The sequence below is a fragment of the Spiroplasma endosymbiont of Cantharis nigra genome (genome assembly GCF_964019925.1).
Classification (GTDB): domain Bacteria; phylum Bacillota_I; class Bacilli_A; order Mycoplasmatales; family Mycoplasmataceae; genus Spiroplasma_A.
In genome coordinates, this window is record NZ_OZ026470.1 from 910,532 (window position 1) to 929,298 (window position 18,767).

Genomic DNA, 18,767 nt, shown 5'->3' on the forward strand with positions numbered 1-18,767 from the left:
TATGTCTCCTTTTAAAAAAATATTAAATTTTTAACGCGTAATTTATTAAAACTAATTACGCAATCAGGAGGAGCATTTCAGTCTCTAAGACTTTTTCAAATCATTCTACACGAGTAATTACTACGTTAAATCATTCAGAAATTAAGTACTGGTTAATATTTATTATTGCTTGTAATTTCATAGTAATTCTCCTTTAATTTTTATAACATTATTATATATATAATAATGTTAATTTTTTTATAAACTTCAAAGAAAACTAAAAAAGATTTTATTAGTAAAAATCTAATTTAAGTAAACACAATTATTTTTAAAATTTATAGTTTTTAATTAATCAATTTATATAAGTTGCTTGACCTGATAAACTTTTACTTGAAAAATTCTTATTATAGTCATAATAATTTAAATTTCATTTTTCACTAATATATCTATTTTCATCATCTGTAACGAATTGCAATACCTCTTTATAATTAACAAAGTTTGGATTATCTTGCAAAATAACTTTTGCCTTATTTACAAGATTAACTCCCTTAACCATATTAGTGTATCTTAAACTATCTAGCATTTCATTTCCATCACCAGGATAAATATAAAACGAATCTCCCGGCTCTTTTGTTGCATCTAAAACTTCACCATCTAATGAAATATCATTTTTATAACCATCTACTTGATATCTATCATAACCATCTGCTCCAACTTTACTTGAGAATAGCATTGCTCATAACATTTCATATCCATTACTATTTAAATAAGTAGCTGGATAATTATTTCATGAAGAGTATATATGAGTTTTTTTATTTTGATAGTTTCTCTTATTAAAATATTTAATTAAATCATCTAGTTTTTTTTCTGTTTTACTAAATTCATAAATAAATTCTCTTTGCTGTAAAGTAACATAATCATAAACATCTAAAGCATTTTCAAGTCCTTCAAAATCTTTTGAATCCAATTTAAATTCTCATCCTCCATATAAATGACTTTTTCAAAAATTTTTATATTTATCATTAATTTCTTTAAAAATATCTATTGATAAATTATTTACTTCCGCTGAAAATTCATCATATGAATAGTATATATTTATATCTTCATAAATATCACTATTTTGACTTGCATGTACTGCAAGTTGATCACGCAATAATGGGATCATTTGATTTATTATTGAAACACCATCTTCTGTTATTTCACCTTTATTATTTACATATAAACTATTTGCAGCAACTTGATAAGCTCTTTGATCTGAATCCTTGACAAAAAAATTAAACATATTAGAAGAACCCCTTGAGCCAATGGGTATTAATATATTTTTAACTCCACTATCTTTTAAAAACTTAACATATCTATCAAAAACTTTAAAATCTAATTTTCAAATTCCCTTATTATTGATTTGATTAAATATTTCTTCTAAATTATCTCCCATAAATTTATTTATAATATTTTTTTCACCTTCATTAGGTAAAAAAACATACTTTATAAAATTACCCAAACCAAAATTAGGCACTGAGATACTTTCATAATTTGATTTTTCAGACATTTCCTTTATTTTTCTTCCCAAGATATTATTTCTTGTAATTAAAGGGTTTGAATCTAAATACTTTGGCAAAGTTCTTGTAATATCATCTACTATTGCATAGTCATAATTGCCAATAATTTTTGTAGCCTGAGATTCAGTACTTAAAACCGCAGATTCTGTTAAATTATTCTCCTTATAAAAGTCAATATTTATATAATTAATTTGTTGACCTGCAGTTGTAACATATTTATATGTTTCTGATTTTAATCAAACTCTTATAAATTCATCTTTTTGCTCTACATTATATACTTCAGAATCCTTTGGTAATAATGGATTCTCAATTCCAATTATATTTTTTAATTTTTTATAATCCTTAAAATCTATATTATCATCGTCTTTATAATCTACTTTTCTTTTAGTAACCACTTCATTTAGATTTTTTAAAATAAACTTTGAAGAAGTATTTGGAAAAAACATTGCACTAGAACCAAAATCTGAAGTTTCATACTGCAAATTATCATTAATTATATATTCTTTATCTATGAAAATTTCTTTTTTAATATTATTAATAATATAACTAATTTTTATTTTTAATAAACCTTCAGCAGCTTTATTATTACTAATATATCTAATTAATATTGGTTGAAAGCTTAAAGGCATCTGATCAAGATTATTATCATTAGATACTTGATCAAATGTATAAAATTCTCCAAGTGGAATTAAATCATTATTTGCCATTGTAGTATTATTACTTTTAATTGGATTAATAACGTGAGCTGAAACATTGATATTTTCATTTTGATTTAAAATTTCTACATTAATATTTTTTATAGTATCTTGATTAATATTTTTAAATAATATAATTTGCTCTTCAAAAATATCATTTTTTCAAAGTTTTACTTTATTATTGTAAATTTTTGTTCTTTTAACATTCACTTCATCTCCATAAAAATTATATTGACTGTTATTCTTTTTATAAGTCACATAATTAAATTCTGTTTCACCAAAAAAATAAGATAAATCATTAGAGTATTCTAATTCTTTCTTATCTTCTTTTTTTAAAGGACCACTTTGTCAAACAGCAGATTGCTTATTATTAATAATAATATTTTTATTGTTTTTTAAAATCATAAATGTCATTGCAGTAACTATTGAAGTTACCAAGATTAAACTCATAAAAATTATTATTATGATCTTTGGTTTTCTTTTCATTTTAACTCCTTTGGAATAAAATATTACCCCTATTTTTAGAATTAAAAATTCTAATTTATTAATAAATTATAAAATAAGTTTCATTTAAATTACAATTTTTTTAGACTAGTACTGTTTTTTGAATTCAGTAACCAACTCCATGTTTCTTGTTCGTTTTTGTTGAATCTGATGCAAGATCCTTTAAGTGCTTTTTAGAATTTCCCATTGCAATTCCTTGTCCCACTCATTCAATTGCTCTTTGATCATTATCACTATCACCAAAATACATTATTTCTTCTGCTTTTATTCCATAAGATTTTGCCACATTTTGAAGTGAGTATAATTTATCTACACCTTTTGGATTAATTTCAACATTAGATGAATGCGGGACATAACTCCATGAAAACATTTCAAATTGCTTATCTTTTAATTTTTCTTTAAGATCAGAAATACCATTTGGTTTTCCATATACAACAATTTTATATGAAGTATCTTTTACTGTATCACGATTATATCTAATAAGTTTTCTGTGAGAAAATTTTTTTAACACATATGTAAATAAATCCTTTTTTAACACATATGCAATATTTGGATCTTTTGCATAACTAAAACAGCTTAATTTATTTTCTTTAGCAACATCATAAATGTATTTAAAATCTTCTAACTCAAATAAATGTTCTTCAACCATAATTGGTTCAGCTTTTTCATTGTATTTAAAAGTAGCTCCACCGTTTAAACTTATTAAAAATTCTTGAGCTGAATCAAGACCAATTGCTTTTGCAATATTTTTAGCTCTTGATATATTTCTACCTGTGGCAATACAAATTTTTATTCCTTTTTTTCTTGCCTCTTTAATGGCCTTAATATTTGTTTTCGATACTAAATTTCTTCTTTTTACTAAAGTTCCATCTATATCAAGTGCTATTAACTTTATCAATTTCCTATGCCCCCCTTATTTAATAAATTGTTTTAATATATCTTTTGGCATAAAACCACTATTTTGCTTAACAACTTCACCATTTTTAAACATAATAATAGTTGGAATTGACATAACATTATATTTTAATGCTACTTCCTTTAATTTATCAGTATCCACTTTAATAAAATTTACTGTTTCTTCTTCGTTTGATGTTAAATCAAAAATTGGTGCAAACATTTTACAAGGTCCACATCATTCTGCATAAAAGTCAACTACTGTTGCTTCTTTTGATATTTCTTGATTAAATTCTTCTACTGTTTCTATTACTTTAACTGCCATATTTTTCTCTCCTTATAATATATTTTTAATTATATATTCTGCTACTCCATTTTCATCATTTGTCTTAGTGACAAACATAGCTTTTTCTTTTAGTTCTTTTAATCCATTTTCCATTGCTATAAAATTGTCAACTTGTTCAGCTAATTCAAAATCGTTAAAACTATCACCAAATCCAAATGTTGTTGTATTTGATTTATCTAAACTTAAATAGTTTAGTACATCTTTAACTACAGATCCCTTATGAATTCCTTTAATTGCTAATTCATAAACTCTATCTGTATATTTGATTATATCAAGTTCATTACTTATAATAGCAAAATTTTTATAAAATAATTCAATACTTTCCTGAGATGGTTCTTTTTCTAAAACTACTGTAATATGATTAATTTCCTTATCAATTTCTTCAAAAGAGTCAATTACTTTATAATCAATTTTCATAATTTCTGATCAATATATTGAATTTTCACCTGGCCCATAAACAAAATATGCGTCGTCACTAATAAAGTGAACTTTATATTTTCCAATTTTTCCATAAGTTATATTAAAAATTTGTTTTAAAGTTTCCTTAGAAATATATTCTTTTTTTATTCAATTATTCTTTTTGAAATCATATATATGAGTTCCATTATTTGCTGCAGCAATTCCACCAAGCTTGTCCAACTCTAAGTATATAGATTGTTGTTCAAAGGTATCTTTTGTGCATCTTGCAGTTACTGGTATAAAATAGTAGTTTTTTTCATAAACTTTTTTTACAACTTCTTTTGTAAATTCACTAAATTCATGTGTACTCGCCAAAGCACTACCATCTAAATCTGAAAAAATAAGAACATTTTCTTTTAATTCCATAATATCACCTCGATTTATCAATAATGATTATAAATCAAATATATTAGTTTATGAAATCAATTAAAAAATGATTCCTTTAATTTGAATCATTTCCTATTTTTATATTTATTTATTTGATTTTTTAGTCTTTTTTTTCTTTAATTCAACATTTTTCACATTTTGATTTTCTTTCTTTGTTTTTAACCCATGAAATATTGTTAAAATTCCCGCATTGTCATGCTTTGGAAGTAAAAGGTTTAAAATTACTCCAGAGAATGTTGCTAAGAATAATCCTGTAATATGGAATGAACCAATTATAATATCTTCTTTCATAATTGACATTCCAATTCCTATTGCAAGAATAACTGATATCACAACTAAGTTTTTAGCATCTTTAAGGTCAACTTTTGCATCAATCATAATTTTTATACCATTTGAAGCAATCATTCCAAACAGCATTAAACTAATTCCACCCATCACAGGAACTGGAATCATTTTTATTACTTCATTAATAGGAGCAATAAAACTCATTATTATTGCAAATATTGCAGCTAACCCAGTTACTCAAACACTTGCCACCTTTGTCAAACCAACAACACTTGTATTTTCTGCATAGGTTGCATTTGCAGGACCTCCTATTAATCCTGCAAAACTCATTGCCACTCCATCAGCCATTAAGGTTCTACTTATTCCAGGATTTTTAATAAAATCTCTTCCTGTCATTGTTCCAATATTTATATGATCTCCTAAATGTTCAACCATTGTAACCAATGATATTGGCACAATGGCAACTAATGCTGGTCCAATTGTATTTGGATTTACATCTCATATTTTTTTAAAACTTGGGTATCACTCTCAATTACTCGGATTTGAAATATCTTGTGTATTCAAGATTGTTCAGTTAGTTTTAGCAAGAGAGAAATGTAAAATTATACAAACAAGATAGCCAACACTTAAAGCTATAAGTATTGGAATAACTTTAACAAAACTTTTTGCCTTTAACATACAAATAGCAGCTACAAGAAAAGTTAAAACTCCAATTAAAATTGCCAATCATTGAGGATAGTTTCCTCAAGCATTATTTTTTGCAACAAAACCAATATTTTCTAAAGCACTAGGAACAGCACTAAGGCCAATAGTTATTATTATTGGTCCAACAACTATTGGAGAAAAGGCTTTTTTAATTCATTTAACACCAGTTCAATGAATTAAAAATCCCATGAATATATAAACCATTCCTACAACAAATATAGCTATAAAAATTGAGTTTCCTCATTGATTTCAACCTACTCCTAAAACGGTCATATAAGCAAAACTACTTCCCAAATATATTGGTACTTTTGCCATTGTGAGTGCAATATAAATTAAAGTTCCAACTCCCGAACAAAACAAAGCCATTGATATATTTATAACTTCACCATTTTCAGACAAACTATTTATAATAATTGGAACCAATACTGTAGCTCCAAACATTGCAAATACATGTTGAAGTGATAGTACAGTCCACTGTCCAATATTTTTTGGTCTCTGATTGGGTTCTAAAACCAAATCAAGTTTTTTAATTTCTTCCATATTATTCTCCTTTTAAACTAAAATATTTACAAAAAAAAATCAACCATTAAAATGGTTGATTAATTAAATATAAATAATTTAGAAAATTGAAAAGATTGAGAAATATAAAAATCTCTAAATTTTAATTTTTTATTTTTTATTTTTGAACTAAAATTTTTCATAAATTACTCAAACTTTTCTTAAAAAAGAATATACACAATATAAATAAAAATTGCAATAAGAAAATAATAAAAAAAAAAAAAAAATCACTGGCAAGTGATTTAAAATTCTTTATGGTCCGGAATAAGGGACTTGAACCCCCACGTGTTACCACGCCAGATCCTAAGTCTGGTGCGTCTGCCAATTCCGCCAATTCCGGATGAATGGTGTCCCGTATAAGACTTGAACTTATGACCCACTGGTTAAAAGCCAGTTGCTCTACCGACTGAGCTAACGAGACGATTAAAATAACAAATTTATAATAACATTTTTTTTGTTTTAATCAAATAATTAAATGCAAAAATTATAAGTATTCTCTTGTTGTTTTTAAATGTATTGATCCAGTAATAATAAAACCCAGACCACAAATAATATTTATTATTCCAAATATTCAAGTAAAAGAAATAATAGTAAAGAATAATATACTTCCCAAAATTATTAATATAATTGATCCCACAAAAGTGGATTTAATTGTATTCCTACTAATAAATACTAAAGCAATACACCCAATTATTAATAAAAATACTATTGATAAAATAACAATTATATAAACTATATCATCTAAATTTTTATCATTAAGTTTATAATAGATGTTTTTAATAAAACTGATTACCAATATTTGATTTAAAAGAAACATTGCTAAAAAAATATAAATAATTAAAGATAAGCTTTTTTTCATGCATTTGTTCCTCTAATAATATAATACATATATTTCAGAATAAAAAAACAACCAAATATGGTTGATGATATTTTCCTTATGGTGCTGATGATAGGACTTGAACCTACAACCTACTGATTACAAGTCAGTTGCTCTGCCAATTGAGCCACATCAGCATAAAAAAAATGGTGGAGTGTGACGGGCTCGAACCGCCGACCGCCTGCTTGTAAGGCAGGAGCTCTCCCAACTGAGCTAACACTCCAAAGAAAAATATAAAAAATGGTAGCCTGTACGGGGTTCGAACCCGTGTGTGCACGGATGAAAACCGTGTGTGTTAACCGCTTCACCAACAGGCCATCAAAATGGCGGCTTTTGCAGGACTCGAACCTGCGACCAACCGGTTAACAGCCGGTTGCTCTACCAACTGAGCTAAAAAGCCATAGATAGATTTCTACCTATTCATAATAGCATATTAATATTATTAAAATCAATCTTTTTTATTAAATTTTTATAAAAAAATGCTTTTTTTATAAAAATAAAAAAAACAAATAGTTTTATTTGTTTTTAATATTATTCAATTAATCCTGCCTTATAAAGTTTTTGGAAATGTCCTGGTTGATCTCTTAGCTCATTAAACTTACCTCTTTGAACTATCCCAGCTCCATTACCACCTAAAACAATGATTTCATTAGCATTTTTTATTGTGCTCAATCTATGTGCAATAGTAACAGTTGTTCTACCCTTCATCAATAAGTCTAATTTTGCTTGAATCTCTTTTTCTACAATATTATCCAGTGCAGAAGTTGCTTCATCAAGAATTAAAACTTGTGGATTTTTTAAGAACATTCTTGCAATAATTAATCTTTGTTTTTGACCACCACTTAATAAGAAACCACGCTCTCCTAAAATGGTTTCATAGCCTCCTGGTCAAGTCATAACCAACTCGTGTAATTCTGCCTTTTTACATGCTTCAATTACTTCTTCATCTGTTGCATCAAATGAACCATACTTTACATTTTCAAATACATCACCATAAAGGATTTGAGGATCCTGTTCTACATATCCAACATGTCTTAAATAACTTGCTAAATTTACATCTTTTAAATTTGTTTTACCATTAATAAGAATTTTACCTTTTGAGGGGTCATAAAATCTTAAAAGTAATTTTGCTATTGTTGACTTACCACTTCCAGTTTCACCAACAAAAGCATAAGATTTTCCTTCTTCAAAAGTAAAGCTAAATTTAGGTAAAATAACTTTACCTGGTTTTTCTGGATATTCAAATTCTAAATCTTTAAATTGAATATCGCCTTTAACTTCCTTAACAATCTCACCATCAAAGTAATGAGAATTCATAATTGATTTAGCATGGATAGTATCATCAACTCTTTGTGAAGCAACAGATGCTTGAGCTAGTCCAAATAGTGCTGCCATTATATTAAATAACGGTCCTATCATTAGGCCTTGAGCTAAATTATATGATGCAAATGTAGTTCCAAAGAACTCTTTTGAGACATTTTTATCAGCATTACCATAAATTAGCATAGCACTTACAACTGTTGAAAATTGAAGCACAAATATTCCACCTCACATAATTGTCAACATAAGTGCAAGTCTTGTACCAACTTTTTTTGATTTTTTATAGAAATCTTTGTGAACTTCTTTAAATCTTTCTGTTTCATAATTTTCTGTTCCACTTGATTTAATTAATCTTACAGTTGCAATTCTATCAGTTACATTACCATTTATTTCTGTAATACTTTCTCTTACTTTAATTACTTTTTTTCTTGTTGCAAAGAAACAAATCATCATTAAAGCCATTATTATTGCAAAAGTAATTACAGTAACTGTTGCTAATTGTCAACTTAATATATACATTAAAATTGCTGCACCAATAATTTCGAAAAAAGATAGTCCAAATTGCAATGGTACTTGAACAGCTTGATCTCCTACTATTTGAGTATCAGAAACAATTTTTGTTAATATTTCTCCAATTTTTTTATCTGAATAATAAGAAATATCTTGTCTTACTAAGTTTTCTAAACACCTATTTCTTAAACTAATTTCTATTCTTCTTCCTAATATAAATGCTAAATAATCATATATATAAGAAAAGACACAATATATAAGAACAACTGCTATAGAAATATATACTAATAGCAATCAATCTTCAGTTCATATTTTTGTAATAATATTTGTTCCTTGAACTACTTTTTCCGGATCATTTTTTAATCCTATAGCTCCTGTCATCTGAAATGTTAGTATTGGTAAAAGTAAAGCTAATATAACAATAATTATACAATGAGCTAACATTACTAATGATAATTTTCATTCTTGTATAAAGTAGTAGACTAAAGTTTTAACAAACTTACCTCCACCAACTTGTAATTCAAAATCTTCCATAATTCCATTTTTTCCTTCTTTATATTAAATACAACTCTTATTATATAGTAAAAAGAATACTATAAACTTTTCTTATCAACCTAAATTCATTTAAAAACTAATTTATATGTAAAGTAAATAAATATTGTAGGTAATAAAGAATTTACAAAAAATATCATTGCCAATATTGGATTTAATCCTATTGTTGTAAAATCAAAAAAGTCATTAATTATTCCTACGGGAATTAAAGTTAAGGTTGTCACAACAAAAGCTACTCCCATTAAAATTAATAATCATTTATTTGGTCGATATTTATCAACATCACTAATATTTTTTGTTGATTTAATTGGTAAGAAAAAATTATTATATAGTATTGAGTAAAATATTGGTGAATACATAATTGCTATATAAACTCCTGTCTTACCAAAAGCTAATGAACTTTCACTACCATAACCAAATCATAAAACTGCAATTTGATAATTTAAAACAGCAAATAAGGTATTAAAGAATGTGGTTATAAACATTTGAACTCAAATTCCTTTTAGTAAACTTTCATGCTTACTTGTTGGAGGTGGGTTCTTCATAACGCCTTTTCTTTCTTTTTGCATTCCAATAGGAACTGCAACAATAGTTTCAATAATAAAAATATGAAATAAAATATTAACTGAGTTTAAAGCAATATCTTTATTTATTACAAGTATTAACAATAGTGTAATTATCTGACTAATATTTGCTGCAAGTAGAAATGATATTGAATATTTAATTTTTTCATAAACATTTCTTCCTGAGTTAACTCCAGATATAATACTTTTAAAATTATCATCTGCTAAGATAACATCACTTACACTTTTAGCAACTTCTGTACCTGTAATTCCCATTGATATACCAACATCAGCTTTAACTAGACTTGGTGCATCATTAACACCATCACCTGTCATGGCAACAATATTTTTATCTTCTTGAAGTAAATCCACAATTAATGCTTTATGTTCAGGATTTACTCTTGCAAAAACGTTGGTTTTTTGCAATCTTTCTTTTAACTCAGTTCTAGATAACTCATTAATATCTTGGCCTGTTAAAACTCCATCAAATATTTCATCTGCAATTCCTAATCTTGATGCTATTTCAAAAGCAGTTATTTTGTGATCTCCTGTAATCATAATTACACGAATACCACCTTTTTTAGCTTCTTCAACTGATTTTTTAACTTCTTCTCTTGGTGGATCAATAATTGCCACACAACCTAAAAAAGTTAAATTACTTTCATAAGTATCTTTAGAGTCTTTATACTCTTTTTGAGCAAAACCTAAAACTCTTAATCCACTTTTAGCAAACCTGTAAAGTTGTTCATTTAAAATATTTCTATCTTTTTCTGTTAAAGGAGTTACTTTACCATTTACAAGTTTATTTGTACAAATATTTGAAAGATAATCAACTGCTCCTTTTACATAAATTATTTCTTTTTTATCAACATAATTTAAAGTAGTCATTAATTTTCTTTTTGAGTCAAAAGGAATTTCATCAACTCTTTCATTATTTTTTCTAATTTTAATATAATCAATATCAAATTTTTTTATAAATTCAATTGTAGCTATTTCAGTTGCACTTCCAATTTTTTCTTTTTCTACAATTGCATCACTACACAATGATATACAATTTATTAATTCTTTATGTTTTGCTTTATCAAAATCCTTTAAATCTTTTTCACAAAAATCAATAAAAATTTTATCTACTGTCATTTTATTTTGAGTTAGTGTTCCTGTTTTATCTGAACAAATTACATTAACATTTCCTAAAGTCTCAATTGATTTTGGATTCTTTATAATAACATTTTTTTTGGCCATTTTTTTAGTAGCCACCATTAAACAAATTTTTACAATAATTGTCAGCGATTCTGGGATTAAAGATATTGCAGCTGAAACAGCAACTAATAAAAGATTTTTTATATCTGCTCTTCCCCCAGATGAAGGATGGATTGAATCTCTTAAAAATCATGCTGTTAAAAATAAAATTAATCCTAATATAATTGATGTTAAACCAATAATTGCAGTTAATAAAGTTACTTTTTTTTCTAATGGTGTTTTTTCAGGTTTATGAGAAGTAATCTTATTTGCAATTTTTCCAATTTCAGATTCCTTACCTGTTCCAAAAATAACACCCATCATTTTACCTTCAATAACCAATGTAGACATAAAAGCTATGTTTTTTTGATCTCCTAGCATTAAGTTTTTATCTTTAATAGAATCTGAAATCTTTTTAACAGGTTCATTTTCTCCAGTTAAAGCTGACTCATCAATTCTAAGCAATTGATTATCAATGATTCTTGTATCTGCTGGAACAAATCCTCCTGAATTAACAAAAATAATATCTCCTGGCACAAGTTCTTCAATATTGATTTCAATTTTCTTTGAATTTCTTAAAACAATTGCAAATTGTTTATTTTCATTCAAATTAGATACTTGATTTAGAGACTTAACTTCTTGTATTGTTGCTATAATAGAGTTAGTTAAAACAATTATTGCAATAATAACTAAACCTGTTATATCAACAGTTTCAATTTTTTGTGAAATTGCAGATACTAAACCAGAAGCTAAACCAGATAAAATCATTATTAAACTTAAAGGATCTAAAAAGCTCTTTAAAAAAATTATAAATCAATTAGGTTTCTTGCTTTTAGGAAGATTATTTTTACCATATTTTTCTAATCTTAATTTAGCTTCATGATTTGATAATCCTGTTTGCGGATTTGTTTCTAATATACTACATATTTTTTTATTTGATAGTTTATACCAATCGTCGCTTACAGCGACATTTTTGGAGTCTGCTATCTCTTTATTATTTTCATTTATATTCATTATGCACCTCAGAGATTTTAAAATCTCAATATTTAAATCTTACTACTTTAAATATATAAGTCAAATATAAGTTGAATTTTTTTAAAATTTATATAATTTAACCTCTTGTTTTTGCCTTTCACTTTGAATATTTCTTTGTTTTTGCTCTATTTTTTTTATAATTATAAACTCTTGATGAGCTAAAAATATTAACCTCATAATTTTGATTAAACAGTGTAAATGTCTTAATAAATACAAATATAAGAAAAATAAGTATGATAAAGAGTATAAAAAAGTCCTACTATGGACTTTAAACATACTTATTAAATTTAATATTATTATTAAAATGCTACTTAAAATTCAAAACAATATTTGATATAAAACTTTCTTCTTCATATCTAATAGATTCACTAGTTACTGTTATTTTTGCTTCGTATTTCATTTTTTGTTCATCTATTGGTTTTACCTTCGAAACAGAAATACCTTTTTGTAGCTCTACTGTATCTAGTCCTCTAGAAGCAAAAATGTAATTTAATATAAATTCTTCATTAATTTCTGTATTTTGATCTACTGTAATATTCATATCTTTAATTGCAGAACTTAATTTTGATTTAAAAGTAATGGGTCCAGTAGAACAAGAAGCGCTTAAAACTGGTGTACTTGAAATTAAAAGTACTGATGATAAGAATGAAAGTATTTTTTTCATAATTATATTATCTCCATATTATTTTTTATTATAAGCTGATTGTATTGCAATAACACCAGCAAATGTTGTATTACATAATCCAAAACAAAAGAAACTTTTCGTTTTTGCAAGTGTAATGTTTTTTCCTAATATATTTTTATATCTTATTTCTCCTCTTATGCCCTTAAAAATATTGTAAACTCCTTTTAAATTTAATTTACTTTTTTTATGTGAGACACCTGTAGTCGCAACAAGATTTAAATCGGTCATTATTAATGGTTCATTTAATATTTCAAATCCTGCAAAGCCTATTTGGGTTATTCAATCCAACATTATTGGACCACTTGCAATTGCTTCATAACCAATTATAGAAGGATTTGCTTTATCCTTATCATCATAAAGACTTTTTGCAAATGAAAATGTTTGACTTGTTTGCAAGTTTGATTCTGCTCCAGCAAATCATTGAAAATAATTTAATATTGGTATTACTTTGGTTTCTAATTTGTAACCATTTTCTAAAGTTTCAATACCTTCTCTTAAATATAATTCATCTATTTTTATTTGTATTTCATTATGAAAATTTTCACTATTATGACTTTGAAAAATAGTATGACCATCTTCAAAATTTCTTTGTATATTAATATTAGACGAATTTAAATTATAAAAGTCTACCTGTGTTGTGGTATTAATGTTGAAACAAATAGAGAAGAAGTTAATAAAATTGATTTTAGCATATATTTTTCTCCTTATAAAATTGTATTAATGATTTATATCAATAATTAAATTTATAATTTATATATTGCTAAAGTTTTTTATCAAATTATCTACATCCTTTCATAAATATTTTAATACCTTTTATATTAAATAATAGCTTTCAATAAAAAAATTGTAATGTTCCTTTTTTTTCAGACACCTATATTTTATAACTAACTCTATTATTATAAAAATATTTATTTACAATGTTGCATTTATATCCTTTCTTAATTACTTCGTTTTTAAGAGTACTTCAAAAACCTTCAATATATCCATTGTCTATAGATCTGCCTACTCTAGATATACTTAAATCAAAACGAAATCACATTGTAGCTAAGTGATATTGATAAGATATAAATTATGAACGATTATCAGAGTGAATAATTAAGATTGACTTAAATATTCGAAATTCATTAACCATATTAAAAAATGACTCTAATAGTACATACCTTTAATATTTTTAGTTACCAAATCATAAACTTTTTTATTGTTTACATGATAAAAAGCGCAAGTATATAGTTTTCATCCTGCTATTATTTTCTCTGTAATTCTATAGAGAAAATATCCCCATATTTTTTTAAATCTGTTTTAAAGTAAAAAAATCCCCTATAAATATTTTACATGGAATTTCTAGATAATAATTACAAGATTATTTACTTAATTTATTAGAAATTTTTATAGACGGTTTTTTAAATAATTCTAATTTTTTTTACATTAAACCAACTAATATAAAAAGTTAAGATATATAACCAACTTAATAAAAGGAAAACTAACAATGGATGTCATCATATAAAAGTTGTGAAAAAGACAAGACTTGTAGATAAGGAAGCAAAATTAATAACCCCACTTAGTAATAGCAATCCTAATAAAAAACCAATAGAGAACATAAATAATATAACTCCATTATATACATTGAATATTTGATTAATTATATAAAAGTTTGAGTAACCCATTATCTTCATACCATTTATAAACTCTTTATTATCAGTAATTATTAAAGTTGTAGCCAACATTAATATAATAAAAGTTATTATTAATAAAATAATAATAAATATATATATTGAAAAGTTAAGAGTAGCAATTAAGTCCTTTGTTATTTCAGTCACTGAGTTAACAGGCAATAGACCTTTTAATGTTGAAATCGAGAATCCCTCATAATAGTTATTTTTATCTATAATAGGTTCACACTCTTCTTCTGTTTCACAATTTTCTGGATAAATTAATCCATAACTACCCCTTGTTCCAAATTGACTATAATCTCCATATCTTTGTGAGTTGGATAATCCAGAAGTTAAATCAAAGATCTCTGCTTTTGAAGAGAGTTTATAATTAAATATTGGATATTGATTTATAAAAAATTCATACATATTTTTTCATTTTTCATTTTTATTTCTACTAGCTTTAAATTCTTTATAACTAATATTTTTAAGTTTATTTTTCAACTCATCATCATTAAATTGTTCAAAAGTATATATCTCTTCAACATGCGCTCATTCAGGAATAAAGAAATTATTAAAGTTAAATTCCTCTACCTTATCATATCCAATAATTTCATTTGCATTATCATTTGTTATTCAAGCTTTTGGTGTACCATAACTTTTTTCAATACCCACAATTTTAAATTTTTTATTACTTTTATAAATATTATTTGTTATTTGTAAGTCATTGTCTGTAACTCGTTTATGAATTGGTGGCTGGTTAGAAGCTCCTACAGCTCCACCATTTGTTATTGCAAAATCTACTCCACCTATCTTGGCTGAATTAAAACTAACAGGTATACCTAAACTTGTATCTGAAAAATTTCTATAGTCTGACATAGATTTTGGAGCAGAATAATAACTTCTACTTGACTGGGTTCTAAAATCTTTGAAAGGACTTTTTGATCATCCCATCTCTAAATCATTTATACCAATATCACTATATTTGTTATTAATATATTTTTCTAATTTTTCAATGTATACATTGAAATCTATAACATTACCTTCTTTGATTTTTAAATTTTCAGAAAGAGCTTTATTAATTATTAGAGGATAATAGAAATTTGAATCATTAAATAACTGATTATTAATAACTTTATTTTTTTTATTTTTAAGTAAATTTAATTCTGATTTTTCATTTACTCCATAAATATTGAAATCTTGATCTTTATAATTTGCTTTAAAGTACGTTCCTAACTCATCGGATTTTTTATCATATGGTACTAAACTATTACTTACATTATAATTTTCATTTAACTCAATTGACTTAATTATTTTTTGTTGAATAAAGTAGGGAGAATTTGTATAAGTTAATAATAATATTCCCATACCTAATCTTCATTCAAATACTGAAGCAAATCACAATGTAAGATTATTATTTAATCTAATAATGTCTTGATTTTTTCAATCGCTTATTACTGATGACTTTAGATTTTTTACATCTACTAAATTATCATTATATGTAAAATTAAAATCCGCTATTTCTGAGTTCTTTATTTCATAAAAGTCATTGTAATCTTTACTTATTTTCCAGTATTTATCATAATTAGAAAAATAATCACCTTTATAAATAGTTTCCTTCTTTAAAATCTTATTAATTTCTTTTATGTTAATTTGATAATTTTCTACTATTTTTGAATTATATTTTAATGGTAATCCTCCAATATATTTTTTATAAAAATTTAGAAGTAAATTATTATATTTTAACAATTGCTCTTTTCCAGGATTTTTATTTTTTAAACTTACTAATTCTTGTTTAAAATTATCATAATCTTTTCACTGAGAATAAATATTTTTAATAGTTTGTTTTGACCCTATACTTCCTATTAATCCTGATGAGTCAATCTCTGCATTATCCAAATCCAATAAAAAACTTGTAGAAAGATTTTTTCAGTTTAATCAACTAAATTCGGCTCATGCCGTATTATTTTTTTGAGCAATATCATATGAATAGTACTCTGAATGTATATCAGAGTTTAAAATATTTTCAGTAACTTTATTTCAGTTAATAGTTTTTTTATCTTCTAAAAGAGGATATGCGGTACTTACTTTATCCTTATTTTTTGATCCAACATATTGATCTATTATTTTATTTTTAAAATCAAATCCTCATTCATCATCTTTAAAATTTGGATTATAGGTTTTATAAAAACTTAACGGATTATTTGGTAAAGGACTAGTATACTCAATCTTATTTTTATAATAAATATTTGAAAATACAGATTCATAATTTCTCTCAATTTGTTTTGGAATAACTATTGTTGCAGTTGTTAATGTCGAACACAATAGCATAGCAGCTGCTATTCCTGTTATTTTTGTTAATGAAGATAAGAAAAGAGCAGACCTTAATTTCTTATCAAATTTAGAACTCTTATATAATTTTTTATATTGTCTTGCTAAGTATGAAATTTTTAATATTTTGACACCATTATTTAAATAAATAATTCCTTTATTCAAAATTGTAAAAGAGATTATTTTTATAACAAAAATAAATATTAATATAAAAAAAATTAAAATAGTGAAAAAAATTAAAGGTAAATAATTAAAATTTTTAAAACTAAAATTAAAAAATCCTGAAAAAATATTAAGTACAATTATTTCTAAAGAGTAAAATAATATTAAAGAAAAAATAAAACCTACTAATATTGAAAATATTATAGTTGCTAAATAATTGATAATTATATTTTTATTTTTATATCCCATAGACTTTAAATAACCAATTTCATTTAGTGAGCCTTCAAAATCTTTTTTTGTTACTAAATAAATTATAAATAAGCAAATTGAAAAAATTAAAGTTAGTAAAAGACTTGAGAAAATATTAAATAATAGAATAACTTTATTAGGTCCGTTTACACGTGAATAACTTTTAGAATTTTTGTCATTATTATTATAAAAGTAAGTTGAATTATTGCTTAAGTTTCCATATTCTTTATATTTTTTATTTATAAAATCTAAATTTCAATTTCTATCTCTATTATTAAATTTAATAGAAAAATAGGAATTACCATCATATTCAGAAGTTAAAGATATTAAAGAATTTGAAGAATTATATATTTTCATATTTCTTTCTTCATTTTTATCATCTCCATATTTTACATTAAATTTATAATCACTGAATCCCATATTTCTATAATCTAAATAAATAATAGATTCTTTATTCATATTTGGTAAAAATGACATATCACCAAATATTGGGTATGCAAAATCTGCGGAACTACCAAATCCAATTACTTGGTATCAGTTTAATCCATAATATTGGTTAAGCTCAAGTAAATCTTCAATACTTGTAGTTTTTGAAATATCCAAAGCCACTTTTTCATTCTCTTTTACTAAAAGAGAATCTCCATATTCATCTGGGTGTAATCTAATAATTTCTCCTATTTTAATATTATTTTGTTTAGAAAATTGCTTATTTATTATTACTTCTCTTTTAGATCTCTGATATGAGTTAGAGAAACTTCTTCCCTTATCAATTACTAGACAATCTATACAATTATTACTAATTGAATGAGTTTTAGATAATACCTTTAGTTTTAATATCTCATCTTGATTTTTAATATTATTAATATTTCATTCTTCTGTCTTACTTCATTCAAAGTCATTTTCTAAAGCTAATCTATTTAAAATATATTGTTGATACAATTCTTGATTTTCAGGGAGATTCTCTTTTTCTTCTTTTGAAGGATCTATTAAACGATAACTTTTATCCACTTCCATTACACTATCTCTTATATTACTATTTTTTTTAAATTCATTGTAACCTCAAAAAACTTTTAAATTAACAGAAAATATTGAGAAAATAATAAAGAATGTCAAAAAAAGCAAAAAAGAAACAGCAACAACTGAAATAGAATTATTCCTAATTTTTCTTATTGAATTTTTAAAAAATAATATTTCTGTTTTCATTTTTAACCCTTAAAAAAATTT

Annotated in this window: 12 protein-coding genes and 6 tRNA genes; all 18 read right to left on the reverse strand. The window is 24.9% G+C overall.

Annotated features, from left to right (window positions below; all coding sequences use genetic code 4):
- Window positions 1–55: 55 nt before the first annotated feature.
- A complete protein-coding gene (locus AACL04_RS03960) occupies window positions 56–181 on the reverse strand; it encodes a hypothetical protein (protein WP_339029741.1) in 126 nt (41 codons plus the stop codon).
- Window positions 182–307: 126 nt separating this feature from the next.
- Entirely contained in the window at window positions 308–2,719 is a 2,412-nt protein-coding gene (locus AACL04_RS03965; protein WP_339029743.1) for a glycoside hydrolase domain-containing protein, read from the reverse strand.
- Window positions 2,720–2,819: 100 nt separating this feature from the next.
- Entirely contained in the window at window positions 2,820–3,635 is an 816-nt protein-coding gene (locus AACL04_RS03970; RefSeq protein ID WP_339029745.1) for an HAD family hydrolase, read from the reverse strand.
- 15 nt (window positions 3,636–3,650) lie between these two features.
- A complete protein-coding gene (gene trxA, locus AACL04_RS03975) occupies window positions 3,651–3,956 on the reverse strand; it encodes a thioredoxin (RefSeq protein ID WP_339029747.1) in 306 nt (101 codons plus the stop codon).
- Between the two features lie 12 nt (window positions 3,957–3,968).
- Entirely contained in the window at window positions 3,969–4,802 is an 834-nt protein-coding gene (locus AACL04_RS03980) for an HAD-IIB family hydrolase (protein WP_339029748.1), read from the reverse strand.
- 105 nt (window positions 4,803–4,907) lie between these two features.
- Window positions 4,908–6,353 (reverse strand): uracil-xanthine permease family protein, encoded by a 1,446-nt coding sequence (locus tag AACL04_RS03985; RefSeq protein WP_339029750.1) that lies wholly within the window; start codon window positions 6,351–6,353, stop codon window positions 4,908–4,910.
- A gap of 273 nt (window positions 6,354–6,626) precedes the next feature.
- Window positions 6,627–6,711: transfer RNA gene (locus tag AACL04_RS03990), tRNA-Leu, on the reverse strand.
- A gap of 5 nt (window positions 6,712–6,716) precedes the next feature.
- A tRNA-Lys gene (locus AACL04_RS03995) sits at window positions 6,717–6,792 on the reverse strand.
- Between the two features lie 63 nt (window positions 6,793–6,855).
- The gene (locus tag AACL04_RS04000; RefSeq protein WP_339029752.1) at window positions 6,856–7,230 is read right to left on the reverse strand and encodes a hypothetical protein; all 375 of its coding nucleotides are present in this window, start codon (window positions 7,228–7,230) and stop codon (window positions 6,856–6,858) included.
- Between the two features lie 79 nt (window positions 7,231–7,309).
- Window positions 7,310–7,385 (reverse strand) — tRNA-Thr (locus AACL04_RS04005).
- A gap of 10 nt (window positions 7,386–7,395) precedes the next feature.
- Window positions 7,396–7,471: transfer RNA gene (locus tag AACL04_RS04010), tRNA-Val, on the reverse strand.
- Between the two features lie 18 nt (window positions 7,472–7,489).
- Window positions 7,490–7,565 (reverse strand) — tRNA-Glu (locus AACL04_RS04015).
- 7 nt (window positions 7,566–7,572) lie between these two features.
- A tRNA-Asn gene (locus AACL04_RS04020) sits at window positions 7,573–7,648 on the reverse strand.
- A gap of 131 nt (window positions 7,649–7,779) precedes the next feature.
- On the reverse strand, window positions 7,780–9,612 hold the full coding sequence (locus tag AACL04_RS04025; RefSeq protein WP_339029754.1) for an ABC transporter ATP-binding protein: 1,833 nt from the start codon (window positions 9,610–9,612) through the stop codon (window positions 7,780–7,782).
- A gap of 80 nt (window positions 9,613–9,692) precedes the next feature.
- Window positions 9,693–12,446, reverse strand: a complete 2,754-nt coding sequence (locus AACL04_RS04030; protein ID WP_339029756.1) for a cation-translocating P-type ATPase — start codon at window positions 12,444–12,446, stop codon at window positions 9,693–9,695.
- A 328-nt stretch (window positions 12,447–12,774) separates the two neighbouring features.
- Window positions 12,775–13,131: a hypothetical protein gene (locus AACL04_RS04035; RefSeq protein ID WP_339029758.1), complete on the reverse strand. Its 357-nt coding sequence runs from the start codon at window positions 13,129–13,131 to the stop codon at window positions 12,775–12,777.
- 18 nt (window positions 13,132–13,149) lie between these two features.
- Window positions 13,150–13,548 (reverse strand): hypothetical protein, encoded by a 399-nt coding sequence (locus AACL04_RS04040; protein ID WP_339029759.1) that lies wholly within the window; start codon window positions 13,546–13,548, stop codon window positions 13,150–13,152.
- Between the two features lie 1,004 nt (window positions 13,549–14,552).
- Window positions 14,553–18,746, reverse strand: a complete 4,194-nt coding sequence (locus AACL04_RS04045) for an FtsX-like permease family protein (protein WP_339029761.1) — start codon at window positions 18,744–18,746, stop codon at window positions 14,553–14,555.
- Window positions 18,747–18,767 lie beyond the last annotated feature (21 nt).